Below are 25,135 nucleotides of genomic sequence, written 5' to 3' on the forward strand. Positions count from 1 at the left end.
CCATATCCTGCGAAAACCGTCTGGAAATCAGCGCTTTAAGTCAATTGGGAGTAGGCTGCACAAAACCCGAGATCGTGCGGCAATTTGGAGCGCTGAAGTAAACAATATTTACTGTGGAAATAACTTGCTGCGGTTTTGTTTGTCAGATTGCTTGATATGCATCAATATAGAGCCATTGCACAAAGTAAGGAGGACGCGATGTCTGATGGAATCATGAAGAAAGTTCGGCTTAATCTGGCTCGCAACGCAGAATATCCTTCTGGCAGTGCACAGCATGGCTATGAGTTTGTTGCACCACTGGATGCGGACGGCCATATCGATGCGGCGGTTTGGAAAAAACACCGGACACAATGCCGGGTGCGCCGTTTCTGGCAGGGCGAAAAGGATGAACATGGTCATCTGATCCATCGCCCCGGAGGCAGCTGGGCCTTCACCTATGACATCGATGGGGAAGATGATGACGAGGCAGGTTATCGCTTTGGTCTGCATGCCTTCAAGCCCGGAGAATATGTCTCGATCAAGGATGAAGACGGCGATTTATACACCTTTCAGGTCGTCACCGTTGACACGCTTTGAGCGCAAAGTTTTTTTGTGCGATTTGAGAACGATCAATGCGTGGGTCATCGCGAAATGCAATCTAGGGTAGTTCACAGCTTTTCTAATTAGGCCGGTCTAATTACCCTTTCAGGTCCCCACCTACACCGGCCGATGTCATGCTGAAACGGATCAGACAAAACCGTAAGGCATGACAAATTGGAGAGAACGGACTGAGGCCGATGCGGCGATCGGTTTCAAAAAGATTGGGAGTATGGGCAATCCATGCTCCCTTTTTCTTGGTGCGAAGCGCCGTTTCTTGTCATTTCAAGGCGTTGATCTTGTCGCTGATATTGGGCACATCAAATACCATGTGAACGAGGTCAGGGTCATCCGGATCCATGCGTGTCTTGAACCCGAGCGCCTCGCACATTTCGCGCATGGTGCGGTTTGTGCGCAGCACCTCTCCCTCAACCTGATTAAAGCCGTCTTTCTCCGCATATAGCAGGATCAGTTTCATCAGCTTCCAGCCCAGTCCCAGACCCTTGAGGTCAGAGCGGACCATCACCGCATATTCACCCCTGTTGTGATCCGCGTCCCCCATCAGTCGAACCGAGCCGAGCATGTCGCCAGTCTCCTGATCAAGGGCGATAAAGGCCATCGAGCGGGCATAGTCGATTTGCGTCAGGCGGGCAATGAAAGCATGATTGATCGACCGGGCTGCGGTGAAAAATCGCAAGCGCAGGTCATCATCGGTGACATGATCGAAGAAATCCGGAAACAGGCTTTCATCTTCCGGCCGCATCGGCCGGATAAGGGCAGAACGCCCATCCTTCAACTTGTTCACCTGCTCCCATTCCTTGGGATAAGGTTTGACCGCAAAGCGCTTGTGCGGATGAATGCCGATGCTGGAAGGTGCCACATGAACACTGGCATCGGTGATCACATAGCCATTGCTATCCGCCAGCAGGGGATTGAGATCGAGGGCGGTGATTTGGGGCAAATCAGCCACCATCCTGCTCAGTTTGACGAGGATCGAAGCCAGCTGTTCCCGATCGCACGGAGGGGTGTCGCGATAGCCTGCCAGACGACGGCTCACCCGGGTTTTCCCGATCATTCTCTTCGCCGTCAACATGTCCAGCGGCGGCAACTCCAGCGCCTTGTCGCGGATCACCTCGACAGCAGTGCCACCACGGCCAAACACCATAACCGGGCCGAAAATTGCATCCACATGCATGCCTGCAGTCAGCTCAACCGCGTGAGGCCGCCGGATCATGGGATGCAGTGTGACGCCATGAATGCGACCGTCCGGATAGGCAGCCCGTGCCCGATCCATCACAGCAGTGGTTGCCTCGCCCACGGCTTCCGGTGTCACGAGGTTGAGCACCACTCCGCCAATGTCGGATTTGTACCTCACATCCGGGCTGTCAATCTTGACCACCACCGCCCCATGGCGGGCAATCAGCGGGATAGACAATTGCTGGGCTTCTTGTGCATTCGCAGCAGGGATCGCGGCGGCAATCGGCAGATCATAGGCTTCAAGAAGGGCAGACACTTCCACCGCCGTCAACCGTTCTTCACCGCGGGCCAGCGCGCCGCCAATCACCTTGCGGGCAACCTCAAGGTCAGGTTTGCTGTCGTCAAAAGCAGGCGGCATTCGCATCAACTGATCCTGCGCCTGCATATATTTAATCACATAGGAATAGCCCCGCATGGCATCAGCCGGGGTGGCATAATGGGGGATGTCGGCCTCTTCGAACATGGTCCAGACCTTGTCCCCGCCGCCCAGCCAACAGGTAAAGACCGGCAGCCGCCGCTTGCCGTTTTTCTTGCGTTCAGCCAACAGATCGATGACGGCTTGCGCCATTGCGACCGGATCATTCAGTGCCGTCGGGCAATGCATGATCAGGATAGCGTGGCTGTTCCTGTCCTCCATCAGGATTTCGAGGCTTTGACGATAGGCGTCCGGCCCGGCGGTCCCCAGAATGTTGATTGGATTGGACCGCGACCATTTCGTCGGCAACACCGCATCAAGCTGGGCAATCACCGCATCATCCAGTTCGGTGAGCGATCCGGCCTGATCGACCAGGTCGTCCGCAGCCAATGCCGTCAGGCCAGTGCCGTTGCAGATGATGGTTAGGTTCGCCCCGCGCAGCTTGCGCACATGGGTGAGAGTTTCGACCGCATCGAAAAACTCATCCAGATCATGCACCCGCAATAGCCCCGCCCGATCGAAGGCCGCCTGATAGACGGCATCCTCACTTGGCAAACGATTGTTGCGCCAGGCTGTTGCGGAGACCCCTTCAGTGTGCCGCCCGGATTTCATCACCACCACCGGCTTGGCGCGGGCAGCGGCCCTGGCCGACGACATGAATTTTCTAGCATCCTGAATGGATTCCACATAGAGCAGAATGGCGCGGGTGAAAGGATCCATGGCAAAGTGATCCATCAAGTCACCAAAATCGACGTCGGATTTTTCTCCCAGTGATACAACGCCGGAAAACCCGATCTGTTTGCGGGTTGCCCAATCGACCACCGACGTGACAATGGCGCCGGACTGGGAAATCATGGCCAGATCACCCTGCAGTCCCGGCAAATGGCAGAAGGAGGCATTCAGCCCAGTCCTTGGCGCTAAAATGCCCACGCAGTTCGGCCCGACAACCCGCATGCCATAGCCCGCAGCAATTTGGGCAACATGTTTGGCGATTGATCGATCGGCACCGCTCGATTCTGTCGTGATGATGATCGCGCCGCGACAGCCTTTCTTGCCCAACGTTTCGATGACATCGACAACCGACTGGGCTGCGACCGCCACCACCGCCAGATCGGGCTTTCCCTCCAGTTCCTCAAGGGAGGAGAGAACGTCATGCCCATCGATCTGGCCACCTTTGGGATTGACCAGCGTCAGCTTGTCTTTGAACTTGCCCGCAAGAAGATTGCGTACAATCGCATTGCCAATGCTGCCTTCCCGTGCGGAGGCGCCAATCACTGTGACATTGCGAGGTCTGAAAAACACGTCGAGATTATAGCTGCTCATGGTTTCTACGAGGTCCTGTCCAGTGTCTGGTCGTTCATCCGTCGGGTCATCAGGAATAGAAGGTCATCAAACTTCAATGCCAAAGCTCACCGGAAGTGGTTGATAGAATTGGGCCTTGTTGCGCGGTCAGCCTCCCACAAATGGTCGTCCGTGGCGAGGACCACTTTCGGTGATAGGGAGACTTACGGCGCTATCCTGTCTTAAAGCTGTCTTTGTGCTCACTTGATCCCGGGCTGGGTACAAAAAAGGCCGAAGCCACCAACGGCTTCGGCCTCAATCTCTCGTCCTTCATGCATCACCTGTCATGCAGGTTTCCGAGCTCACATGGGGCAGGGGCATGAGGAACACTCCGGTGATATCAGTGCGCCATGATGCAAGGCACGGTCATCGATTGCAGCATGCCACGCGTGGCACCGCCCAGAATGAATTCACGCACACGGCTGTGGCCATATCCACCCATCACAGCCAGATCAATCTGGTTGTCGGAGATATAGTTGAGCAGTGCATCAGAAACCCCGGAGGCCGGTGCCGGAATTTTCTCGACGCTGACCTTGACCCCATGACGAGACAGATACACGGCAAGATCGGCGCCCGGATCACCCGGAAGATGCAGCTTCTGGGCTTCCACCATCACAACCAGCACTTCATCGGCCATTTCAAGGATCGGCATGGCCGCATGGATGGCGCGGGCTGCTGTTTTGGAGCCATCCCAGGCAACCATGACCTTCTTGGCGGAGAAATGCTCCGTTCCGACATAAGGCACGATCAGGATTGGTCGGCCGGAATCAAACAGAGCCGCTTCAATCAGTTCGGCGCGCAGAGGCTCGGGCCGGTCCGGATTGTCCTGACCCACCACCAAGAGATCGCACATGCGGGTATGATTGACGAAAGTGTCCAAACCGCCAGGCGTCAGATCCATCAGCCGTGTTTCGAAGGCGTTGGCTGACCGTTCGCCATACTCGCTGAAGCGTTCCAGGGCTGAGTGAGCCTTTTCCTGAGCCCGGTTACGGGCATCGGAAATGAACTGATCTGGCACCGGCTGCACCATCAGGGCAGGAACGACGGGCTCGATCAGCGGGGAAACGCCGGTCAGATGGGCATCGAGTTTGTTGGCTAGCTCACTTGCAATCTGCACCGGAGCAGTTGTCAGATCGGTTTCGATGTCCAGAAGGCAGATGATTTCTTTGATGGCCATTTTTGGCCTCCTCTCCCAAATGTGTCCGGTGAATGGGGAGCCGGACTTGATTGGCCTGCAGACGGATCGTCCCGAGCTTGTCTGTCGCTCAATTTTGATTGGATCCTCGAAGCCGCAGGCGGGGCTTCTGAATAAACTATGGCCTATCGCTTCGGACCCCTGCTTTGATAGGGATCAAGCGAAAAGGGAATTTGCAAAGGCGTACAAACCACTTTCGTCGTAGAGCTGCGTAGCTGGCCTGTACCGCGTCATGGTGGCAATCTGCAAAGCGGTGATTTGTCAGGGTACAAACACCACCAAAGCCGCCACCTGCTAGGGATAAAATCGGACAAGTGTCTGGTCTGGCGGTATTTCTTGATGATCACGAGATGATGGACATTTTTTTGCCGCTTCATGACCAGTTCGAGCGGGCGGCCGCGGTTATGGCGTCGATGTCTCCATACAGGGGGCAGCTCTGCTCCTCATCAGGGTCCTTTGAACTGGTCGGTTGACAGCACGTCACTTAACGCTGTGGTGCCATCGTCCCACTGATCGCACCAAGGAGGGGATTTCGTTGTTTTGAAGGCCTACTCCTGACCAAGATACCGCAAGAAGACCAGTTGGGTGTCGCCATAGTTGCGTTGATCAAGGCTTTCAAAGTCCTGCGGGATCGCCAATTCTGCCTTGGCATCCTCTTCCCAGACAATCAGGGCGTCGGGGACCAGCCAGCCACCATCAACCGCACTTTGCAGCGCTTGCTCGCCGAGAGCCTTTAGGTAAGGCGGGTCCATGAAGACCAAATTGAATGGCTCGATTGTGCCTGCCGCTCCAAGTTTGGTTGCGTCACGCCGAAAGATCTTGGCGACACCATTCAGACCCAACGTCTCCATGTTGGAGCGGATCAGGCCGCGCCCCTCGATGCCATCCTCGACAAACAAAGCGGCTTTTGCGCCGCGTGACAAAGCCTCACACCCAAGCGCTCCTGTTCCGGCAAACAGATCCAGCACCCGTGCATCCGTCACCGCATGATCATAGGAATGGGCCAGAATGTTGAACAGGGTCTCCCGCACCCGATCCGTCGTCGGGCGGATCGACTGGCTTTTCGGACTGGCGAGGGTCTTGCCTTTGAGGCGGCCACCAACAATGCGCATGCTTTGGCTTTCTCTTGAGAAGGAGGGCTGGGATTGTGTTTGTGAAGAGAAGGAAAAAGGGGCGATGTCGCCCCTTTTTGGTCTTTCAGTGTGGGCTAGTCGCGTCCGCGCGGCCCGCCGGGTTTGCCACCAAACTTGCCAGACGGACGACCACCAGACGGACGACCGCCATCACGACCGCCCGGACGACCACCAGAAGAGCGTCCACCCGAAGGGCGCCCCCCATCGCGGCCCCCATCGCGGTTGTCAAATGAACGGCCACCTTTGTTGCCAAATTTGCCAGCTGGTTTGCCACCCGGTTTGCCAGTTGGCTTGCCTGTTGTTCTTGCGGCAGGCTTGCGCTTTTCGATGCGAGCATTCGGGTCGAGCAGATCCGTCTTTTGCGGACGACCACCAACCTTGCGGACTGATTTGCCAACCGGCTTTTTGCCATCGGCCCCTTCTTCACGATAGGTGAAGCTGGTCCGGCGTGGCGCTGCCGGGTCAAACGGCTTGCGTTCGGCATACGGAATGGCATTGTAGCTTGGGCGTTCCGGACGATCACCACGATCACCACGATCATCGCGATCCCGGCCAAAGCCGCGACCACCGCGCTCTCCGCGATCACCCCGGTCAGGACGGTCACCCCTGTCGCCACGATCAGGGCGATCCCCACGCTCACCGCGCTTGCCGTCTTTGGTGTCGGAAAAGGCGCGTGCCCCTTCCTTGGCCGACATGAAGCCTGCACGCGTTCCACCGGACGATTTGCGATCCTTCTTCTCCGGCTTGACTTCTTCTGGCTTGGGCACTTCGGTCATGATCGGCGCATCGAAATCGGCCCCGGATTCTTCCACCAGACGCTCACCGAGCTGGTCGCGCAGCACACGGCTCTTCACTTCCGATGCCGAACCTTCCTTCATGTCGAGCAACTGGAAAGGACCATAGGAGACGCGGATCAGACGGTTCACTTCAAGGCCAAGATGCCCCAAAACCTTCTTCACTTCGCGGTTCTTGCCTTCACGCAGGGCAACGGTGATCCAGACATTGTCGCCGACTTCGCGTTCAATCTGCGCGTCGATCGAGCCATAGAGCACGCCTTCCAGAGCCACACCCTCGGCCAGCGTATCAAGCTGGGCCTGCGTGACCTTGCCATAGGCCCGCACGCGATAGCGACGCAGCCAGCCGGTGGTCGGCAATTCCAGAACCCGCGCCAAACCGCCATCATTGGTCAGTAGCAACAGGCCCTCGGTGTTGATGTCCAGACGCCCGATGGTGATGACGCGCGGCAAACCCACCGGCAGCTTTTCAAACACCGTTGGCCGACCTTCCGGGTCGGACGTGGTGGTCACCAGACCACGCGGCTTGTGATACATCCACAAACGGGTCCGCTCTCGCACCGGCAGCGGTGCGCCATCGACCAGTACCTTGTCTTTGGGGTGAATATTGATCGCCGGGCTGTCAAGCAGCTTGCCATTGACGCTCACGCGGCCTGCCTTAATCCAGTTTTCTGCGTCACGACGTGAGCACAGGCCCGCACGTGCCATGATTTTGGCAATCCGTTCGCCTTCTTCCAGAGCACGGGTCGGTGGTGTGTAGGCCGGGCCTTTGGGCTTGTCGGCTTGGGCGGCTGGACGATCTTTAAATGGGCGATCTTTGAAAGGACGGTCCTTGATCGGGCGATCCGGACGGCCACGGCCTTTGTCATTGCGTGGGCCCCGATCATCGCGCGAACCTCTGTCGCTGCGTGGGCCCCGGTCATCGCGGGAGCCTTTGTCGTAACGGGGGCCTTTGCTGAACCCACGACCCTCTTTGCGGTCATCAAACCGGCGCTCTTCCGACCGGTTTCCGGTCCGGGGCTCGGTCTTGCGATCACCTGGCTGGCGCAAGGCGCGCTCATCCGGCGTCTCACGGCGTGCATCGACGTTCGGAGACCAGCCGTCATCCTTGCGGTCGCGGCCGGAAGGCTTGGCGTTGGGTTTGTCCTTCGTCCATGACCCTTTTTTCTTGAAAGATCCGGACTTTGATGAATGATGGGCGCCATCCCGGCGCGCATGTTTGGATGCGTCTGGCGACCTCGCGTCGGCAGAACGGCGTCCTTTTTGAGCAGATTTGCGTTCCATGGCGAAAGCCTTTACCACAGGTTCATAAGAAAAATCGAGAAGAAAGTGGAAAGGTCAGCAATGTGCAGACCGCATGGTTATCAAGTTGATCGGGCGCAGCGCAAAAGCTTCATGGAATTGGCGCTTGATGAGGCGCGTCAGGCGGCTCTGTTTGGCGAGGTGCCCATCGGTGCTGTGCTGGTTCATGACGGGCAAGTCATCGCCAAGGCTGGCAACCGAACCATCGCGCTGAATGACCCCACAGCCCATGCAGAAATTCTGGTCATCCGGGAAGGCTGCACCCACTTCCAGTCCCAAAGGCTGCCCGATTGCGATCTCTATGTGACGCTGGAGCCTTGCCCGATGTGTGCTGCGGCCATTTCCTTTGCCCGCATCCGGCGGCTTTATTATGGGGCACAGGATGTGAAGGGTGGCGCGGTCGAAAGCGGTTCTGCCTATTTCAGCCAGTCCATCTGCCACCACGCGCCGGAGGTCTATTCCGGCATCAATGAAACCCAATCAGCGCGTTTGTTGCGGGATTTCTTCCGCCAGCGCCGTGATTGAAGCGATCTGATCGCAAGGGCCACTCAGGTCTCATCCTCATCTGGCTGATAGATGAGAATGTCCCCGGGCTGACACTCGAGCACTTCGCATATCTTGCTCAGGGTTTCAAAGCGAACCCCCTTCACCTTGCCCGATTTCAACAGCGAGACATTCTGTTCGGAAATGCCGATCAGCTCCGACAGGGCCTTGGACTTCATCTTGCGCCGGGCCAGCATCACATCCAGTTCGACGATTATTGCCATCGTGCCATTGCCCTCCTTGTCTTTGTCCCTTTGTGGCCGGGAAGGACCAAGCGGGGGCGGGATTCGGGGTCTGCACCATTCATGTCACATGATTCCTCGTATTCTCCAATGATCGCACAGTGGGGCAAAGCCTCAAATGAACTGGTTGTTTTCTTCCTGCAGGCGAGCCGCTTCGCGCATCACCCAGCCCAGCGTCATGAACATCACACCGAAAATGATGAAGAAGATCTCGCCGCCCTCCAGTTCAATCGCCAACTGTCGCTGGCCCTCAGGCAGATCAAGGGTGGTCAGCACAGAGGCCACGGGTTCCTCCAGAAAATCCATCACTCCGAAGACGACAAACCAGATCCCACACCAGACCATCGCTGACAGGGTCTTGGAGGAGAAGAAATCAAGGATTTGCAGCCGGGCAAAGACGCTGCGCATATACCAGAGCGTCATCAGAAACGTCCCGACACAGGCATCATAGAAGAAAGCCAGTGTCCAGCGCTGAAGCTGTGGCACATCCCCATAGGTGCGTCCGCTATCGCCAAAGTCGATCACTTCATTGCCTGCTTCGAGCCAGTCGGGATTGAGCAGCAGCAACAGCACCAGGATGCCAATCAGAAAAACCAGCGCCATGAAGGTCGTCAGAACCCATTTCATGATGCCACTGACCCGCGCGATGCGGCCAATCCGGACATGCTGTTCACCCGATTGCTTCGCCATATCTGTCTTCCCTCAAAGAGTGCCTGAACATTTTCGCCAGAGAAATTGCGGAAATGCTTGGAGATTTTTGTGAACCGGCCACGCTTTTAGCGCGACCAATGGAAAGTGGACAGTGATTTTTTGAAAAAACCACTTGACTTATGAATGAACATATATGATTTAAAAATTATCGTCAAACGATAATAAATAAGAAATAAACAGTGATTTATGATCGTTTGAAACTTGGTGGGCAGTGCCGACCGTCTCTATCGCGAGTTGACTAGAAAATACATCTGAAAGGGCGCTCAGTATAAGAGCGTAATGAAATCATGGCTTTGAACACCATTTCCTCTCTGTCCCTTGCCGCTGCCGCCGGTTGTCTCGTTGCATCTCTTTTGCCGATGCACGCCCAGTCCGCGGATTTCCCTGATATGCCCGGCCTCTACAGCACGCAAGGCCCAGCTCCTCAACTTCGTTGGGAAGGGGGGTATGTCGGCGCACAGGTCGGTGGCGGTCACCTCTTTGGCGAAGTCAAGGCAACCGGCACCAAGGAATATGTTGGAGGCGGCACTGCTGCCGGACTCTATGCGGGTTACAACTGGCAGATGTCACGCGCCGTCCTCGGCCTTGAAGGTGACTTCACCTATCTGGGCCACAAAAAGACCCTCAACCACGCCACTTTGGGCACTGTTCGGGCCAGGAATAACTGGTCCGCAGGCCTGAAGGGACGCGTCGGTCTGCCGATTGATCGCTTCATGCCTTACCTGTCCGCTGGCGTGAGTTTGGCCGACTTCGAACTGAGTGCCAACGGTGCCAAGAAGGACACCACCAACTTGTCGGTCAATTTCGGGGCCGGTGTCGAATATGCCCTGTCCGACACGGTCCATCTGCGGGCTGACTATTCGATCAATGGCGTCAACGACATGCGCAAAAATTTCGGCGGCACCAGCGTCAAGAGCACCGCCGGCAGTCATCGTCTGATGCTCGGCGTCAGCTATCAGTTTTAACCGAGAACCCGGCAGGCATGGGGACCGAGTGATGAAGTTGCTGGCCAAAAGAAGAGACCATCCACCCCAAGGGCTTTTGTCGCGGCTTATTGGCTGGCTCAGTCTTTCAAGCCTTTTGGCAGCCTTGATCCTCATGATTGCCTTGCTTGCCGGGTAACCCTTTTTCTCCAAGGAGAGAGACAATGAATGCTTTGTTTTATCTGAAATGCCTCAGCCTCATCTGTTTGCCGAGCTGGAAAATGAAATGGCAGGCACAAAAGGAATGGCGCTTCTTTGGCTAAAGCCCAAGGGCCTCTCCCTTGTGCCTTTGGCTCACCCTTGGCAGGATGGTTGTCACCTTTCCTTGCCAACGGACCCTCAAGTCATGAGCAATCTCCAGTCGCCTGCCACCACCGCTTCTTCGCCTTCACGTGACACGTATGATGCTCTGCCCGACATGTTCCCCGGTTTCGAGCGTGCATCACTCACCATTGATGACCAGACCTTTTTCCTGCGCACTGGTGGCCATGGCCCGCCTTTGTTGCTGTTGCATGGCTATCCGCAAAATCATGTTTGCTGGCATCGGATTGCCCCCGACCTTGCTGATCATTTCACGCTGATCATCCCTGACCTGCCCGGCTATGGATACAGCAGCCTGCCAATGGCCACCCCCGAAGAAAAGCCAAGCCACGAAGCCTATGCCAAGCGTCACTGGGCCGATTTGTGTGTCGGGCTGATGGCCCGGCTGGGCCATGAGACCTTTGCTGTGATCGGCCATGACCGGGGCGGGCGCGTCGCCTATCGCATGGCCCTCGATCATCCAAAGTGCGTCACCCGGCTCATCTGTCTTGATATCATCCCGACCCTTGATATGTGGCAGGGCATGAACGCTTCGCGCGGTATGGCGGCCTATCATTGGCAGTTTCTGGCCCAACCCTATCCGCTGCCCGAACGGCTGATTGCAGCCGATCCCGCCATGTATCTCGACCATACCATCGCCAGTTGGGCTTTGAATCGTGATCTCTCGGCATTTGATGCCGATGCGATGGCCCATTATCGCGCAACCTTCACCACTCCGGACCATATTCATGGGGTCTGCGAGGATTACCGCGCCGGGTGGGGGATCGACCAGCAGATCGACCAAACCGACCGGGAGAGGGGCAAAAAGATTGCCTGCCCGACCATGGTGATCTCTGGCCCGGCCAGCAAAACCTCAGATGCAGATGGCCAACGGGCCATCTGGAGCCAATGGGCAAGTGATCTCACTTGCCACACGGTGACCGCCGGGCATTTCGTTGCTGAGGAAGCGCCCGAAGACTGCCTTGTATTGATACTGGACTTCCTTTCTCGCGCCTGACATGTCAACGCAAAGCGGACCCGATTGCGCTACGGGGATGGCCTGTGGCATCTTCGCGCTCTCATGGGATGCACCGTGCTGATTCTGTTTGTCAGCCTTGCGTCCCCTTTGACCACCAGCCCCCGCAAAGAGCCCGTATCCATGACCGAGACCGTCTCAAGCATCCTGCAGCTGGATGAAGCCACCATCAACAAGATCGCCGCTGGCGAAGTGGTGGAACGGCCCGCAAGCGTCGTCAAGGAGCTGGTGGAAAATGCCATTGACGCAGGCGCGGATCGGATTGAGGTGATCACGGAGGGCGGCGGCAAAAATCTCATTCGGGTGATCGACAATGGCAAGGGCATGACCCGCGCCGATCTGGGCCTTGCGATCCAGCGTCATTGCACCTCCAAGCTCGATCCGGATGATCTGATGGATATCCGTCATCTGGGCTTTCGTGGCGAGGCCTTGCCTTCCATTGGCTCCATCGCCCGCCTGACCATTCTGTCACGCCACGCAACCGAACCCCATGCCTGGGAAATCTCGGTGGAAGGGGGCCGGGAAACAGACCCCAAACCGGCAGCACTGACTGCGGGCACCCGGATCGATGTCGAAGATCTGTTTTTCACCACCCCTGCGCGGCTCAAATTTCTCAAGACCGACCGGGCGGAAAACACCGCCATCTCTGATGTGGTCAAACGCATTGCGCTGTCCAATCCTTCCATCCGCTTCACGGTCACCGGCGCGGACCGCTCGCGCCTTGACTATCCGGCTGCCAAAGGCCCGGACGCCCATCTGGTGCGTATGGGGCAGGTGATGGGCAAGGCGTTCCGTGATAATGCAGTGGAGATCGATGCCTTGCGCGACACGGTGCGCCTGACAGGCTTTGCTGGACTGCCAACGCTGAACCGCGCCAACAGCCTGCATCAATTCATCTTCGTCAATGGACGCCCGGTGCGCGATAAGATGATGCTCGGGGCCCTGCGCGGTGCCTATTCCGATTTTCTGGCCGGTGGTCGCCATCCATGCGCGGTTCTGTTCATCGATCTCGACCCTCACGAGGTCGACGTCAATGTTCACCCCACCAAGGCTGATGTCCGCTTTCGTGATGCGGGCCATATTCGCGGGCTGGTGGTCGGGGCCATCCGGCAGGCTTTGCTTGAAGCGGGCCATCGCTCCTCGACTACGGGCGGCGACAACACCCTTGGGGCCTTGCGCCCGGACGGCATGCGCGACACCCAGATGGCACAGGGTCACAATTCTGCAGCCCCTTTCCGCCCAGCCCAACCCGATCGACCGCAAGCGCCGATGGACTGGGACTGGCGGCAAAGCGTCTACCGTCCCACCCAAGATCAGGGTGAGGCGGCGACACCCGGGGCAGCGCCCGCCATGGCGGAGCAACCACAACAGGGTTTCTCACCATTTGCGGATAGCCATGATGGCGGAGTTCCCGCAGCATTGGATGTCCCACCCATGCAGGGACGCATGGCTGACGTCGCTGGCCCATCCGCCGACACGCGCGCCAACATGGCAGAACCGAGCCATGAGCAACTGGCCCGCCCGCTTGGGGCCCCACGCGCCCAGATTTTCGAGAATTATATTCTCGCCCAGACCGATGATGGCTTGGTGATTGTCGATCAGCATGCCGCCCATGAGCGTCTTGTCTATGAAAAGCTCAAGGCTTCACTGGCCAAAAAGACCATCGCCCGACAGGGTTTGCTGATCCCCCATGTGGTTGAAATGGAGGAAGACGACGTCGCTCGCCTTGAAGAGGCCAGCGATCAACTGACCGAGCTCGGCCTGACGCTCGAAGCCTTCGGCCCCGGTGCGGTCGCCGTGCGCGAAACCCCTGCCATTCTGGGTAAACCCAATATCGAAGCGCTCGTGCGTGACATCGCCGACGATCTGGCCGAATGGGACAAGGCCACCCGGATTGAAGAAAAGATCCTCCATGTTGCCGCCACCATGGCTTGCCACGGGTCAATTCGCTCCGGTCGCCGATTGCGTCCTGAGGAAATGGACGCCCTGCTCAGGGAGATGGAAGCCACCCCCCATTCGGGCCAGTGCAACCATGGCCGCCCCACCTATGTTGAACTAAAGCTTGGCGATATTGAACGCCTGTTTGGCCGTTCCTAAGCCTTGGAATATTGCACCTCTCTTGATCGGCGGCCCTTTCGTCATGTCCCTGTCACACAAAACAGGGAAAGGAAGGTCACCTTGGCGCAGCTACAGCCAGCGTCAGACGATCAAGGCCCCAACTCGGTCATTCATGGGCTGGGGCTGGAGCGAGGATAGAGGACAAAATCGGCATGCGGCATCTCCAGCACACCTTCATGGCGGCGCAATATTCCTTTGCGGGCTTCAGGCGGTTGCTGGAGGAAACGGCGGCGCAGGCAGAGATTATCTTCTTTGTTGGGCTTCTCGGTCTTTATGCGCTTGTCGGGGCCAGTCCGTTGCAGTTTGTCATTCTGAGCTTCCTGTTTCTCACCACGATCGCTCTGGAAGCGCTGAATACTGCCATTGAGGTGCTTGTGGATCACCTGACAAATGAATATGCGGAATTTGCCCGACAGGCCAAAGATCTAGGTTCCTTTGCCGTCTTTTGTAGCTTGACTATGATGAGCCTTTTCAGCCTTTATGTCCTATATCTGAATCTTTGAGGACTGCTGCGCATCCATGAGAAAATCAAACCCGCATGTCACTTCCACCCGCAATCATCTTTCCCCTCTTGTCCGGGCGCGAAAAGGTGCGCTGGGCGTTGCCTTGATGTTTGGCGCCTTTCTGGCCATTTTCGGACCCCGCTCTGAAGTCAGCGTCATGTTGCAAGCCATGATCCTTGCTGGTGGCTTTGTCTGTTTCGGATTGGGCTGGGCCGGTATCTCGCAGGCCTTGATGGGATGGTCGAAACAATATGACTACGATTTCGAGAAATGCGAAATCCGTCAGGTGTCCGGCACCATTTTCGGACGCTCGCGTCCCTATGTCGTGCCCTTCATCCGCATTGAGGGCCTCGAAGTCCAACCGGGCAACATCACCGGTGAAGGGGCTTTGGAAGGCGAGGGGATGATTGAAGTCATCGCCCCTGACGGTCGTGCCTTCGTTCGCGCAGGTATGTTCGAGACCATGGAAGATGCTGAAGAAATGGCTGTAAAATTGCGTAGTGCAATCGTCGCTGCCAAGAAAGCAGTGGGGATTGAGTAAAATTACGGCAACCATTTGCATCAGGAATCATGCTGATGCATCTTTTGTCGAAAAAAATTTGTAGAATTGGCGTCAGATTTGAGCCATCGCAATTGCCTTGCACCATGGAAGCATGTTTGATGGGGGCTAGTCTTAAGACTCTGCACCCTTCGGCTAAGATCTTCTAGCAAGGAACCCAGCTCCATGACGATTAAAGTCACCGACCGGCAAATCGAGAAAGCCAAGGTCTTCCACTCCCTGCATGTCAAGGGGCGTCCCCTTGTCCTGTATAATATCTGGGATGCGGGTGGCGCCAAGGCCATTTCCGATTGCGACGAGAAAGCGGTTGGAACCGGGAGCGCATCAGTTGCAGCTGCCCATGGCTATGGTGATGGCGAGGAAATCCCGCTCGATCTGGTCATGACGATCGTCGAGCGCATTACCGCGACCGTCGATCTGCCAGTGACCATCGATTTTGAAGGGGCCTATGCTCAGACCCCGGAAGGGGTTGCGGAGAATGTCTTGCGTCTGGTTGCTGCCGGAGCCATCGGCTGCAATTTTGAGGACCAGATCATTGGCACCGAAGACCTCTATTCCATCGAGGAGCAGGCCGCACGCATTCGCGCCATCCGCGAAGCAACGGATGCTTTGGGGTTGCCCTTCTTCATCAATGCCCGCTCCGATATCTTTCTGCATGCCCATGATGACAACAAGCACAAGGACCTGATGAGTGAGACCAAGGAGCGCGCCATTGCCTATACCGAGGCTGGCGCTGATGGTTTCTTCGTGCCTTGGCTGCGCGACAGTGACCTGCTGGCTGAGTTGTGTAACGACCTGATTCTACCGGTCAACGCCTTCAAACGGCCGGGCATTGCCTCCAACAAGGATCTGGCCAAACTCGGTATCGCCCGCATCAGCTACGGACCGTCCCCTTACCGTGTGGCGATCGTCGATCTGATCCGGCGCATTCACGAAAAGGACTGAACGGCGTCTTTCCGTCACAACAAAAAAAAGCCCAATCCGCAAGGACCGGGCTTTTTTGATGCATGCAGAAGGCGATCACTTTGATTGGCTGTCAAAACCGACAAGGACCTGCACATTGCGCTCGGACGGCGTCACGATGGCGATACCGCTGTCGACCTTGGCAAACAAAGCGGAACGGTCCGGCGTGTTCAGCGACACCTTGATCTTATGCAGCTTGGAATAAAGGATATTGTCCTGCTGGCGCACAACAATGCGCAGCGGCAATTCGGCTACGGTTTTCTGGGTTGAACGCGGCCCGCCCAGAACGCGTCCGGCAACGCCGACCTTGATGAACATTTCCGCGCCCAACATGGCGCATTCGCGGGCCGTCTGGTTGATGACGCCTTGATAGATCAGATTCTGGTCTTTGCTGCCAACACCGCGCTTGTCGAACCGTTGGACCACATTGGTGTCCCCCAGAATGGACACCGAGGGGCAATAGCCGGCAAACTTTTTCGGATTGCTCAGCATCATCCGGGTTGTGTCGTCGACAATTGCGCCCGCATTGGCCGCTTCGGCCTGCGTCATCTCAACGCCATTGGCCGATGATGTTTTCTCGGCTTTGCTGCCAAAGGTCGGCAGGCTCACACCACTGGCACAACCCGCCAGCAGGAGACCCAGGGCGCTGACAGCACCAATTGCGCGAAGTTTGGAAAGGGACACCGGCATTCTCAACTCTTTCTATACTCAAAACCCTGAACTCCATAACAGGAGCCATGCAGACAAGGGCACGTGACGCATTCTTGACCCAGCGAAGGGAAATAGACAAGGTCACGCTGCCAATTCGGCCACTCTTTTAGCATAAAACTGGCAAAAGGCGATGCTTTAGACACATGTCAGCGCCATTTGTCTTTGTTGCTGACTTGACAGAAAGGGGCGCAATGCCCTTGTTATCCTCAAGGGTCAAATCAGCGAGGTTTGCGGAGCCAGTTTCCGATCCGGCCTCATCCGAAAAGAGCCAGCTCGTGCGGGTCAACCAACCGGGCGCAATAGGGAATCAGCAATGACCGAGACAAAGCCACCACTTGATATCTATCTCTGTGCCCCGCGCGGATTCTGTGCCGGGGTGGATCGGGCGATCCAGATTGTCGAGTTGGCCTTGGCAACCTATGGCGCGCCGGTCTATGTGCGCCACGAGATTGTCCATAACAAATTCGTCGTCGAAAGCCTCAAGGCCAAGGGTGCGGTCTTTGTCGAAGAACTGGACGAAGTGCCGGCAACCAAACAGCCCGTGATTTTCTCTGCTCACGGGGTGCCGAAATCCGTGCCGGAAAATGCCCGCGAGCTGAATTTCTTCTATCTCGATGCCACCTGCCCGCTGGTCTCCAAGGTACATAAGGAAGCGATGCTGCATGACAAGCGCGGCCATGAAATCATCCTCATCGGCCATGAAGGCCATCCGGAGGTGATTGGTACCATGGGTCAGTTGGAAGAGGGCGTCGTCAAGCTGATCGAAACCGTCGAGGATGTCGCCGCCTTCGAGCCGCGCGACCCGAACAATCTGGCCTGGATCACCCAGACCACCCTTTCGGTTGATGATACCGCCGACATCATCGCGGCTCTCAAGGATCGGTTTCCCGCCATTACGGGACCGAACAAGAATGATATCTGCTATGCCACCACCAACCGGCAGGAAGCGGTCAAGATCGTTGCGCCGAAGGCCGACGTGATGATCGTTGTCGGTGCACCGAACAGCTCAAACTCCAAGCGCCTGCGCGAAGTGGGCGAACGGGCTGGCTGCCGCCAGTCACTCCTTTTGCAACGGGCCTCCGAGATCGACTGGGACAGTTTGGGGGCCATTTCTTCGGTGGCCATCACAGCGGGTGCTTCCGCTCCGGAAGTGCTGGTTGAAGAGGTGATTGAGGCCTTCCGCACCCGCTATGATGTGACCCTCGATGTTGTCGTCACGGCCAAGGAAGACATCATTTTCAATATCCCGCGTGAGTTGCGAGAAGCGGCCATTGCCGCCGGTGTGCTGGAAGAAGGACCAAAGGCGGTTGCGGTCAACTGACCGGGCCACCATGCCATTGGAACCGAGGCACACGATCAAGACAACAAGACAGACAAGAAGAAAGAAAGGGACTGCGCATGGCGGTCTATACTGAAGTCAGCGACGAAGAACTCGATGCTTTCGTTAACAGCTACGATATTGGCGCGCTGACCTCCTACAAGGGCATCGCCGAAGGTGTCGAAAATTCCAACTTTCTCGTTCAGACCGAAACCGGTCGCTATATCCTTACGCTCTACGAAAAGCGGGTCAATCCCAATGATCTGCCTTTCTTTCTGGGGTTGAAGGAGCATCTGTCCGAGCATGGCATCAATTGCCCGACACCTTTGCGCAACCGACAGGGCAAGAGCCTTGGCCATCTGGCCGGGCGCCCTGCAGCCATGGTCACCTTCCTTGATGGCATGTGGGTGCGTCGCCCCAATGTCGATCACTGCGAACAGCTGGGTGTCGCGATCGCCAACATGCATGCGGCAGCGGCCGATTTTGAATTGACCCGCGAAAATGCCCTGTCGGTTTCCGGCTGGCGTCCGCTTTTTGCCATGTGTGCCGACCGCGCCGACTCGGTGGAAGCCGGGCTGAAGGCCGAAATCGCTGCAGAGCTCGACTTCTTTGAAGCCAACTGGCCGACCGATCTGCCCAAGGGCGTGATCCATGCGGATCTGTTCCCGGACAATGTGTTCTTCCTGCGCAATCAGCTCTCAGGCCTGATCGACTTCTATTTTGCCTGCAATGATCTGCTGGCCTATGATCTGGCCATTTGCATCAATGCTTGGTGCTTCGAGCCTGACGACATGTTCAATGTCACCAAGACCCGAGCCCTTTTGAAAGGCTACCAGTCGGTGCGCCCCCTGACCGAGGCGGAGCATAAGGCAATTCCGCTGCTCGCCCGTGGTGCGGCTCTGCGTTTTCTGCTGACCCGGCTTTATGACTGGCTGACCGTACCGGAAGGTGCTCTGGTTGTGCCGAAGGATCCGCTGGAATATCTCAAGAAGCTGCGCTTCCATCGCTCGATCCGGTCGTCCGCCGATTATGGCATCGGGATCTGAGCAAAGCGGCAAGCCCGATATCATCAAGAGGGTATGATCAACATGGCGTGATCATGCCCGCTCTTGTCTCGTGCGGCCTTGGCACGATATAGAGGAGGGGAGGACGTTCCCCTATCTTTATCAAGCCGCTCTGCCTGCGCCTTTGGAGCGGGTCGAGACGGAAGCAGACAGGCAAAGGGACTGAAGCGATGAGCAGTTGTGGCACCGGCACCAAAGCCAAGGATGATCCATTCCTCTTTCGCAATCATTTCCCGCTGCCGGTGCGTGTCATGGTCGGTTTGTTCGGCCTTGTTCTTTGGCTTCTGCCCTATTCCCTGCTGATTGCCCCGCAATGGAACCATTTCAGCTGGTTGTTGATCCCCTTTGGCCTGATCGGTGTGGCCGGGGCTGTCGGAGGCGGCTTGTTCATTGTCTCGTCACTGATTGGCGAAGCACGCGAAACCCGCCTTGATCTGGTCTGCCAACAACTGGTTCAGACCTCGCGGGACTGGCTGCTGAGGCGCCATGAGGAACGGGTGCCATTCGCCGATATTTCGATCATCGAGCTGCGTAAACCGGCTTGGGCAAGAGACGAAGAAATCTTTTCCATTCACGCCATGCGGGACGACGGCACCATGTTGCCCGCCTTCGGGGCCTTTCCCTCCCAGCAGGAAGCCGAAAAGATCACCACCCTGATGGGGCATCGTCCCAACGGCCTGTCAGCGCTAGATCAGAACTGGACCAAGGCCGAGTTGGCGGCACTCAAGCGCTCGATGGAAGCACAGACCGCTCGATCCTCTTGTGGCACCTGTTCGCCCGGCGGCATGCCCAAAGACGGCCCTTTGCTGCATTAGGCCCGCGGCCAAGCCGACGCAGGGCAGGCCTTATTCCGGCAAAGCATCAAAACAACGAACCGTGTCGCGTTTCTCGCTCCAGTCTGGGCGCGACGCAACAAAGATCTGTGCATCGGGAGCGCGCGTGATCGGGGTGTCGAGGCTGCCTGCAGGTATCTGCCACTGCCCGATCGCCTCGTGGAAATGCGGTAGAGGGGATCCACAGCAAGAACAGAAACTGCGCGCATTGTTGCTGTCCGGCAGCTGATAGCTTTTCACATGCTCCTGACCCGAAAGCCAATCAACGGCTCCATCCTTGATGAAAAGATTGGCGCCGTGGGCTGAGCCACTGGCCTTCTGGCATCGATGGCAGTGGCAGAGATAAAAGCCTGCAATCGTCCCGCTGACGCCAAAGGCAACTGCTCCGCACAGACATGTCCCTGAAAGACGTTCCCTTTGATCCTCTTTCATGACGGTTCCTCCCATGGTCAAATGAAAAAGGCCTCACAGGGAGGCCTCTTAAAGTGATGCGTCAAACAGCTTTGAATATCATTTCAACTGGCTGAACCCGGCCTGAAAGCCATTCAGGTCAATCGGGATTCCGATGCCTTCTTCCGGGGTCTGGAAAACAATGAAGGTGGCTGTCTTGCCCTGTCCGAGCAGGGAAACCAGCTTGTCATCCATGATGACCTCAGCGATGCAGCCCTGCGGCAGACAACGAACGAAGCCCGCGCGGCCCACATCGGTTGCGTCCACCTTCAGGCCCAAACCATGCGGCAGCAATACGCCCAGAGGGGTGAGAACCCGCAGGATCCGTGCTGATTTGTCAGCGGTTTTCAATACGATCACCGTCAGACCGACATTGTCGCGATCCGATGCGGTCACATATTGCATCAAGGCACATTGCTCGGAAGGGGCACCCGGAGGGGTGTCGCAGCGGATTTCCCAATCACCATGAACCGAGCGCACAGCCCCCTGTGCCTCAGCCGGACCGACCGACAGACCGGAAGCGGCAATTGCCGCCAGACAGGTTACAAGGGCCATCGACAGGCCAAACGGTGCCCGGAGCACCTGCTTGATCGAGGTTAGAAAAGGCTCGCGCTTGGATCTCATAGGGAACGCACCATGAAGTTTTGCCCAACGATGGGCCGTGAAACAGCTGTATCAGACTAATTGCCTGATTCGTCAAAGCGATGCTGCAATTTTGCGTGGAGCCGCCTCTCTAACCCCCAATTATGGCAAGAAAACATTGGGGATAATGATAATTTAGGTTCACAAATAGGGGAAAACCCGGATAGGAAGTTCGTGGAATTCATTAATGATCATTGGGAAGTGTGTCATGTTGTCGCACTAATTTCCTATCTCTAGAGGTTGCGACAGACGGTCGCATGTGCCTCTATAGATATAATTTGATCTGGATCAATAGGGTGGTCCGAACAAAGACCGGAAACCGGATATCGGCTGAGCTGGATCTGGAAAACACCAAGCGGTTGCTTCAGTCACCCGACGCAGAACACTAACGCAAGACTTGACCGGACCTGCCCATGAAAGTGCGGGTCTATGTCGGGATCGCAAGATCTTCGCAGTGACCAAAGCGAAGCAAAAGGGAGGATCAAGGACGTGTTGATCGCCAAACGTCTTACCAAGGCCAACAAGATGGCATGCCAGCTTGGCCAAAAAATCGGTCTGAATGCAATGGCTGCCATCATGGCGCTGGTTGCTGCATTGCAGTTCGGCAGCAACCGTGCCCAGGCGGCTCAGCCGACCCCATGGGGCATCAATCTGCAAGAGTCTGCGTCCACCGTGATGGACGACATCCACTGGTTCGGCAATTTTACATTCTGGATCATCGGCGTGATTGTCGTCTTTGTGGCAGCTTTGTTGGCCATCGTCCTGCTGCGCTTCAATACCAAGGCCAATCCGACCCCGTCCAAGACTTCGCATCACACCTTGATCGAAGTGGTCTGGACCGTGGTGCCGATCCTGATCCTGCTGGTACTGGCAGTCCCATCCTTCCGCCTGCTGTATAAGCAGATGGAAATTCCGGCCGCCGACCTCACCGTCAAGGTAACCGGTTACCAGTGGTACTGGGGCTATGAATATCCGGACAGCGAGGCTGTTTCCTTCGACTCGATCATGCTCAATGACGAGGAGCGTGCCGAAAAAGGCACCAGCGAGCCGCGCCTTCTGGCCGTCGACAATGAGATGGTCGTGCCAGTCGGCAAGATCGTTCGCCTTCAGATCACCTCCGCTGATGTGATCCATTCCTACGCCATGCCTGCGTTCGGTGTGAAAATGGACGCCGTGCCGGGGCGCTTGAACGAATCCTGGTTCAAAGCCGACCGGGAAGGCATCTATTACGGCCAGTGTTCGGAACTGTGCGGCAAGGACCACGCTTTCATGCCACTGGCTGTGCGCGTTGTCTCCCAGGAACAATATGACGCCTGGTTGGCTGCCGCCGCTGACGATGTTGAAGAAGCCAACAAGACGCTTCGGGCATCGCTCTCCACCCAATCCAATCTGAAACTCGCCGCGCAGTAAGCGCTGGAAGCTAAGGGAGCAAAGACCATGTCCTCAACGGCTGCCCATGAAGCGCACCACACGCCAACCGGCTGGCGGCGCTGGGTTTACTCGACCAACCACAAAGATATCGGCACCATGTATCTGATCTTTGCCATCATGGCAGGTCTGATCGGCGGGGCTCTGTCTGGTGGCATTCGTCTCGAATTGCAGGAACCGGGCCTGCAATATTTCTCCAATCCGCATATGTTCAACGTCTTCACCACCGGTCATGGTCTGATCATGATCTTCTTCATGGTGATGCCTGCGCTGATTGGCGGTTTCGGTAACTGGTTTGTGCCAATCATGATCGGGGCGCCTGACATGGCATTTCCGCGCATGAACAACATCTCCTTCTGGCTGCTGCCACCGTCTTTCCTGCTGCTGATCATCTCGCTGTTCGTGGAAGGCCCATCGGGCTCCACCGGCTTTGGTGGCGGTTGGACAGCCTACCCGCCACTTTCCAGCGCGGGACCTGGCGGTCATCCCGGCCCAGCCATGGATTTCGCCATTCTGTCGCTGCACGTCTCCGGTGCCTCTTCCATTCTTGGGGCGATCAACTTCATCACCACCATCTTCAACATGCGTGCGCCGGGCATGACCCTGCACAAGATGCCGCTGTTCGCTTGGTCGGTGCTGGTAACCGCCTTCCTGCTGCTGCTCTCGCTGCCAGTCTTTGCCGGTGCCATCACCATGCTGCTGACCGACCGTAACTTCGGCACCAGCTTCTTCAATCCGGCCGGTGGCGGTGATCCGATCCTCTATCAGCATCTGTTCTGGTTCTTCGGCCATCCGGAAGTGTACATCCTGATCTTGCCGGGCTTCGGCGTGGTCTCTCACATCGTGTCCACCTTCTCCAAGAAGCCAATCTTTGGCTATCTCGGCATGGCCTATGCCATGGTTGCTATCGGCGTCGTCGGCTTCATCGTCTGGGCCCACCACATGTACACGGTTGGTCTTGATGTCGACACGCAGGCCTACTTCCTGTTTGCCACGATGGTGATTGCGGTTCCGACAGGGGTGAAGATCTTCTCCTGGATTGCCACCATGTGGGGCGGCTCCATCACCTTCTCAACGCCAATGCTCTGGGCTGTCGGCTTCATCTTCCTGTTCACCATCGGTGGTGTAACGGGTGTACAGCTGGCCAATGCGGGCCTCGACCGCGCATTGCACGACACCTACTATGTGGTTGCCCACTTCCATTATGTGCTCTCGCTCGGTGCCGTCTTCGCGATCTTTGCGGCCTGGTACTACTGGTTCCCGAAAATGTTCGGCTACATGTATAACGAGCTCTATGGCAAGCTGCATTTCTGGATCATGTTTATCGGCGTCAACCTGATCTTCATGCCACAGCACTTCCTTGGCCTGCAGGGTATGCCGCGCCGGTATGTCGACTATCCGGATGCTTATGCCGGTTGGAACGCCATCTCGTCCTATGGCTACTACATCACCATGGTAGCCGTTGCCTTCTTCCTGTTCGGTGTCTTCGAAGCTTTCGCCAAAAAGCGCAAAGCCGCAGACAACCCATGGGGTGAAGGGGCAGACACCCTTGAATGGCAGCTGTCTTCGCCACCGCCATTCCACCAGTGGGAAGAGTTGCCACGCATCAAGTAAGAGCCGCTTGTTCAACTGGCTCGATACGATCAGGGATCGCCACTGGCGGTCCCTCCGAATCCCGAAACAATATGCCCGGATCACGCGGTCCAACGGCACACCAGTCGGGGTTCTATTCAAGGGAGTTTGAAGACCATGACCATTGTTGACCAGACCAATGACACCGCAGCCCTTGGGGCAACTGACCTTGCGCGCGCCGATTTCGGTGGAGCGGAAGTGCGCGATTATATCGCGCTGTTGAAACCGCGCGTCATGTCTCTGGTGGTCTTCACGGCCTTTGTCGGGCTGGCCATCGCGCCGGGCCATCTCCATCCGCTCGAAGCTTTCATTGCCATTGCCTGCATTGCCATTGGCGGCGGTGCCTCTGGCGCGCTTAACATGTGGTATGATGCCGATATCGACCGCATCATGAAGCGCACCGCCAATCGCCCGATCCCCGCTGGCCGCATCACGCCGGGCGAAGCGCTGAGCTTTGGCCTGACCCTGTCTGTCGCCTCGACCCTGATGCTCGGTCTGCTGGTCAACTGGCTGGCGGCGGGCCTGCTGGCCTTCACCATCTTTTTCTATGCCGTTGTCTATACCATGTGGCTGAAGCGCTCCACACCGCAGAATATCGTGATTGGTGGTGCAGCTGGTGCTTTCCCTCCGATGATCGGCTGGGCCGCGGTCACGGGGTCAGTGACGCTGGAATCCATCACTCTGTTCCTGATCATCTTCATGTGGACGCCGCCCCATTTCTGGGCCTTGGCGCTGATCAAGAATGACGATTACAAGAATGCTGGCGTGCCGATGCTGCCAGTGGTGGCAGGCGAAGCGGTGACCCGCTCGCAGATCCTGCTTTATTCGCTGGTGGTGGCACCGCTTGGCATGGTGCCTGCCGCTCTAGGCTTTGCCGGCCTGACCTATGCCATCCTGTCGGGCGTGCTCGGGGCCTTGTTCCTCGTGGCTGCCTTGCGGGTTTATCGCAACCGGGAAGGGGCGCTGGCGCGCAAGTCCGCTGGCCAGATGTTCGCCTTCTCCATCCTGTATTTGTTTGCGCTCTACGCCACCTTGCTGGCTGAGCATTTGCTGGGACTGTCCATGCTGCCTGCGCTGCTCTAGCGC

23 protein-coding genes are annotated in these 25,135 nt (G+C 56.9%); 14 read left to right on the forward strand and 9 right to left on the reverse strand.

Translation table 11 applies throughout. The features are described 5' to 3' along the window. Nucleotides 1-198 precede the first annotated feature (198 nt). Complete coding sequence (locus DSD30_RS10890) at nucleotides 199-576, forward strand: hypothetical protein (RefSeq protein ID WP_114009742.1); 378 nt, start codon at nucleotides 199-201, stop codon at nucleotides 574-576. Between the two features lie 280 nt (nucleotides 577-856). Here the strand turns inward: DSD30_RS10890 and DSD30_RS10895 are convergent, their stop codons facing one another. The 4 genes from DSD30_RS10895 to DSD30_RS10915 form a co-directional block, all read right to left on the reverse strand. Beyond that, nucleotides 857-3,571, reverse strand: coding sequence for a bifunctional acetate--CoA ligase family protein/GNAT family N-acetyltransferase (locus DSD30_RS10895; RefSeq protein ID WP_114009743.1), 2,715 nt, complete (start codon nucleotides 3,569-3,571; stop codon nucleotides 857-859). Between the two features lie 358 nt (nucleotides 3,572-3,929). Continuing rightward, nucleotides 3,930-4,766, reverse strand: coding sequence for a universal stress protein (locus DSD30_RS10900; protein ID WP_114009744.1), 837 nt, complete (start codon nucleotides 4,764-4,766; stop codon nucleotides 3,930-3,932). Nucleotides 4,767-5,332: 566 nt separating this feature from the next. Next, complete coding sequence (rsmD, locus tag DSD30_RS10910) at nucleotides 5,333-5,962, reverse strand: 16S rRNA (guanine(966)-N(2))-methyltransferase RsmD (RefSeq protein ID WP_280955312.1); 630 nt, start codon at nucleotides 5,960-5,962, stop codon at nucleotides 5,333-5,335. 29 nt (nucleotides 5,963-5,991) lie between these two features. After that, the gene (locus DSD30_RS10915) at nucleotides 5,992-7,995 is read right to left on the reverse strand and encodes a pseudouridine synthase (protein WP_114009747.1); all 2,004 of its coding nucleotides are present in this window, start codon (nucleotides 7,993-7,995) and stop codon (nucleotides 5,992-5,994) included. Between the two features lie 60 nt (nucleotides 7,996-8,055). Between DSD30_RS10915 and DSD30_RS10920 the strand changes: the two genes are divergently transcribed. After that, complete coding sequence (locus DSD30_RS10920) at nucleotides 8,056-8,538, forward strand: nucleoside deaminase (RefSeq protein WP_198662915.1); 483 nt, start codon at nucleotides 8,056-8,058, stop codon at nucleotides 8,536-8,538. A gap of 23 nt (nucleotides 8,539-8,561) precedes the next feature. On the opposite strand, the gene DSD30_RS10925 is transcribed toward DSD30_RS10920, so the two are convergent. Next, nucleotides 8,562-8,780: a helix-turn-helix domain-containing protein gene (locus DSD30_RS10925; RefSeq protein WP_114009748.1), complete on the reverse strand. Its 219-nt coding sequence runs from the start codon at nucleotides 8,778-8,780 to the stop codon at nucleotides 8,562-8,564. 132 nt (nucleotides 8,781-8,912) lie between these two features. Then, nucleotides 8,913-9,488: a DUF2975 domain-containing protein gene (locus DSD30_RS10930; RefSeq protein ID WP_114009749.1), complete on the reverse strand. Its 576-nt coding sequence runs from the start codon at nucleotides 9,486-9,488 to the stop codon at nucleotides 8,913-8,915. Between the two features lie 308 nt (nucleotides 9,489-9,796). Here DSD30_RS10930 and DSD30_RS10935 point away from each other — a divergent pair, with 308 nt between their 5' ends. From DSD30_RS10935 to DSD30_RS10960, 6 genes are all read left to right on the forward strand, one after another. Further along, nucleotides 9,797-10,474: an outer membrane protein gene (locus tag DSD30_RS10935; RefSeq protein ID WP_114009750.1), complete on the forward strand. Its 678-nt coding sequence runs from the start codon at nucleotides 9,797-9,799 to the stop codon at nucleotides 10,472-10,474. Between the two features lie 364 nt (nucleotides 10,475-10,838). Further along, nucleotides 10,839-11,810: an alpha/beta fold hydrolase gene (locus DSD30_RS10940; RefSeq protein ID WP_245418447.1), complete on the forward strand. Its 972-nt coding sequence runs from the start codon at nucleotides 10,839-10,841 to the stop codon at nucleotides 11,808-11,810. A gap of 141 nt (nucleotides 11,811-11,951) precedes the next feature. Next, nucleotides 11,952-13,925, forward strand: a complete 1,974-nt coding sequence (gene mutL / locus DSD30_RS10945; protein WP_114010387.1) for a DNA mismatch repair endonuclease MutL — start codon at nucleotides 11,952-11,954, stop codon at nucleotides 13,923-13,925. Nucleotides 13,926-14,098: 173 nt separating this feature from the next. After that, the gene (locus tag DSD30_RS10950) at nucleotides 14,099-14,449 is read left to right on the forward strand and encodes a diacylglycerol kinase (protein ID WP_114009751.1); all 351 of its coding nucleotides are present in this window, start codon (nucleotides 14,099-14,101) and stop codon (nucleotides 14,447-14,449) included. Nucleotides 14,450-14,465: 16 nt separating this feature from the next. Then, nucleotides 14,466-14,990, forward strand: coding sequence for a hypothetical protein (locus DSD30_RS10955; protein ID WP_114009752.1), 525 nt, complete (start codon nucleotides 14,466-14,468; stop codon nucleotides 14,988-14,990). Between the two features lie 183 nt (nucleotides 14,991-15,173). Beyond that, nucleotides 15,174-15,953, forward strand: a complete 780-nt coding sequence (locus tag DSD30_RS10960) for an isocitrate lyase/PEP mutase family protein (protein ID WP_114009753.1) — start codon at nucleotides 15,174-15,176, stop codon at nucleotides 15,951-15,953. A 75-nt stretch (nucleotides 15,954-16,028) separates the two neighbouring features. On the opposite strand, the gene DSD30_RS10965 is transcribed toward DSD30_RS10960, so the two are convergent. Then, the gene (locus tag DSD30_RS10965; RefSeq protein ID WP_114009754.1) at nucleotides 16,029-16,661 is read right to left on the reverse strand and encodes a hypothetical protein; all 633 of its coding nucleotides are present in this window, start codon (nucleotides 16,659-16,661) and stop codon (nucleotides 16,029-16,031) included. A 334-nt stretch (nucleotides 16,662-16,995) separates the two neighbouring features. Here DSD30_RS10965 and ispH point away from each other — a divergent pair, with 334 nt between their 5' ends. From ispH to DSD30_RS10980, 3 genes are all read left to right on the forward strand, one after another. After that, entirely contained in the window at nucleotides 16,996-18,003 is a 1,008-nt protein-coding gene (ispH, locus tag DSD30_RS10970; RefSeq protein WP_114009755.1) for a 4-hydroxy-3-methylbut-2-enyl diphosphate reductase, read from the forward strand. Nucleotides 18,004-18,080: 77 nt separating this feature from the next. Beyond that, a complete protein-coding gene (locus DSD30_RS10975) occupies nucleotides 18,081-19,046 on the forward strand; it encodes a homoserine kinase (RefSeq protein ID WP_114009756.1) in 966 nt (321 codons plus the stop codon). Nucleotides 19,047-19,234: 188 nt separating this feature from the next. Continuing rightward, nucleotides 19,235-19,879: a hypothetical protein gene (locus DSD30_RS10980; protein ID WP_114009757.1), complete on the forward strand. Its 645-nt coding sequence runs from the start codon at nucleotides 19,235-19,237 to the stop codon at nucleotides 19,877-19,879. A 30-nt stretch (nucleotides 19,880-19,909) separates the two neighbouring features. On the opposite strand, the gene DSD30_RS10985 is transcribed toward DSD30_RS10980, so the two are convergent. Both DSD30_RS10985 and DSD30_RS10990 read right to left on the reverse strand, forming a co-directional pair. Beyond that, nucleotides 19,910-20,329: a GFA family protein gene (locus tag DSD30_RS10985; RefSeq protein ID WP_114009758.1), complete on the reverse strand. Its 420-nt coding sequence runs from the start codon at nucleotides 20,327-20,329 to the stop codon at nucleotides 19,910-19,912. A gap of 78 nt (nucleotides 20,330-20,407) precedes the next feature. Further along, the gene (locus tag DSD30_RS10990; protein WP_171022076.1) at nucleotides 20,408-20,971 is read right to left on the reverse strand and encodes an invasion associated locus B family protein; all 564 of its coding nucleotides are present in this window, start codon (nucleotides 20,969-20,971) and stop codon (nucleotides 20,408-20,410) included. A gap of 543 nt (nucleotides 20,972-21,514) precedes the next feature. Between DSD30_RS10990 and coxB the strand changes: the two genes are divergently transcribed. The 3 genes from coxB to cyoE all read left to right on the forward strand — a co-directional run bounded on the left by coxB (nucleotide 21,515) and on the right by cyoE (nucleotide 25,132). After that, nucleotides 21,515-22,399 carry a cytochrome c oxidase subunit II gene (gene coxB / locus DSD30_RS10995; protein WP_114010389.1) on the forward strand — a complete coding sequence of 295 codons (885 nt, stop codon included), beginning with the start codon at nucleotides 21,515-21,517 and terminating at the stop codon, nucleotides 22,397-22,399. 27 nt (nucleotides 22,400-22,426) lie between these two features. Next, on the forward strand, nucleotides 22,427-24,031 hold the full coding sequence (gene ctaD / locus DSD30_RS11000) for a cytochrome c oxidase subunit I (RefSeq protein ID WP_114009759.1): 1,605 nt from the start codon (nucleotides 22,427-22,429) through the stop codon (nucleotides 24,029-24,031). Between the two features lie 135 nt (nucleotides 24,032-24,166). Beyond that, on the forward strand, nucleotides 24,167-25,132 hold the full coding sequence (gene cyoE / locus DSD30_RS11005; protein ID WP_114009760.1) for a heme o synthase: 966 nt from the start codon (nucleotides 24,167-24,169) through the stop codon (nucleotides 25,130-25,132). Nucleotides 25,133-25,135: the final 3 nt, after the last annotated feature.

Source organism: Cohaesibacter intestini (assembly GCF_003324485.1).
GTDB lineage: Bacteria > Pseudomonadota > Alphaproteobacteria > Rhizobiales > Cohaesibacteraceae > Cohaesibacter > Cohaesibacter intestini.

Bases quoted from the DNA above. Each gene is read 5' to 3' on its own strand.
- DSD30_RS10935 (WP_114009750.1), top strand. From the start codon at position 9,797: ATGGCTTTGAACACCATTTCCTCTCTGTCCCTTGCCGCTGCCGCCGGT.
- DSD30_RS10955 (WP_114009752.1), top strand. From the start codon at position 14,466: ATGAGAAAATCAAACCCGCATGTCACTTCCACCCGCAATCATCTTTCC.
- DSD30_RS10940 (WP_245418447.1), top strand. From the start codon at position 10,839: ATGAGCAATCTCCAGTCGCCTGCCACCACCGCTTCTTCGCCTTCACGT.
- ispH (WP_114009755.1), top strand. From the start codon at position 16,996: ATGACCGAGACAAAGCCACCACTTGATATCTATCTCTGTGCCCCGCGC.
- DSD30_RS10890 (WP_114009742.1), top strand. From the start codon at position 199: ATGTCTGATGGAATCATGAAGAAAGTTCGGCTTAATCTGGCTCGCAAC.
- DSD30_RS10975 (WP_114009756.1), top strand. From the start codon at position 18,081: ATGGCGGTCTATACTGAAGTCAGCGACGAAGAACTCGATGCTTTCGTT.
- DSD30_RS10900 (WP_114009744.1), bottom strand. From the start codon at position 4,766: ATGGCCATCAAAGAAATCATCTGCCTTCTGGACATCGAAACCGATCTG.
- DSD30_RS10895 (WP_114009743.1), bottom strand. From the start codon at position 3,571: ATGAGCAGCTATAATCTCGACGTGTTTTTCAGACCTCGCAATGTCACA.
- cyoE (WP_114009760.1), top strand. From the start codon at position 24,167: ATGACCATTGTTGACCAGACCAATGACACCGCAGCCCTTGGGGCAACT.
- DSD30_RS10915 (WP_114009747.1), bottom strand. From the start codon at position 7,995: ATGGAACGCAAATCTGCTCAAAAAGGACGCCGTTCTGCCGACGCGAGG.
- mutL (WP_114010387.1), top strand. From the start codon at position 11,952: ATGACCGAGACCGTCTCAAGCATCCTGCAGCTGGATGAAGCCACCATC.
- DSD30_RS10960 (WP_114009753.1), top strand. From the start codon at position 15,174: ATGACGATTAAAGTCACCGACCGGCAAATCGAGAAAGCCAAGGTCTTC.
- DSD30_RS10920 (WP_198662915.1), top strand. From the start codon at position 8,056: ATGTGCAGACCGCATGGTTATCAAGTTGATCGGGCGCAGCGCAAAAGC.
- DSD30_RS10925 (WP_114009748.1), bottom strand. From the start codon at position 8,780: ATGGCAATAATCGTCGAACTGGATGTGATGCTGGCCCGGCGCAAGATG.
- coxB (WP_114010389.1), top strand. From the start codon at position 21,515: ATGGCATGCCAGCTTGGCCAAAAAATCGGTCTGAATGCAATGGCTGCC.
- DSD30_RS10980 (WP_114009757.1), top strand. From the start codon at position 19,235: ATGAGCAGTTGTGGCACCGGCACCAAAGCCAAGGATGATCCATTCCTC.
- DSD30_RS10930 (WP_114009749.1), bottom strand. From the start codon at position 9,488: ATGGCGAAGCAATCGGGTGAACAGCATGTCCGGATTGGCCGCATCGCG.
- DSD30_RS10985 (WP_114009758.1), bottom strand. From the start codon at position 20,329: ATGAAAGAGGATCAAAGGGAACGTCTTTCAGGGACATGTCTGTGCGGA.
- ctaD (WP_114009759.1), top strand. From the start codon at position 22,427: ATGTCCTCAACGGCTGCCCATGAAGCGCACCACACGCCAACCGGCTGG.
- DSD30_RS10990 (WP_171022076.1), bottom strand. From the start codon at position 20,971: ATGAGATCCAAGCGCGAGCCTTTTCTAACCTCGATCAAGCAGGTGCTC.
- DSD30_RS10965 (WP_114009754.1), bottom strand. From the start codon at position 16,661: ATGCCGGTGTCCCTTTCCAAACTTCGCGCAATTGGTGCTGTCAGCGCC.
- DSD30_RS10950 (WP_114009751.1), top strand. From the start codon at position 14,099: ATGCGGCATCTCCAGCACACCTTCATGGCGGCGCAATATTCCTTTGCG.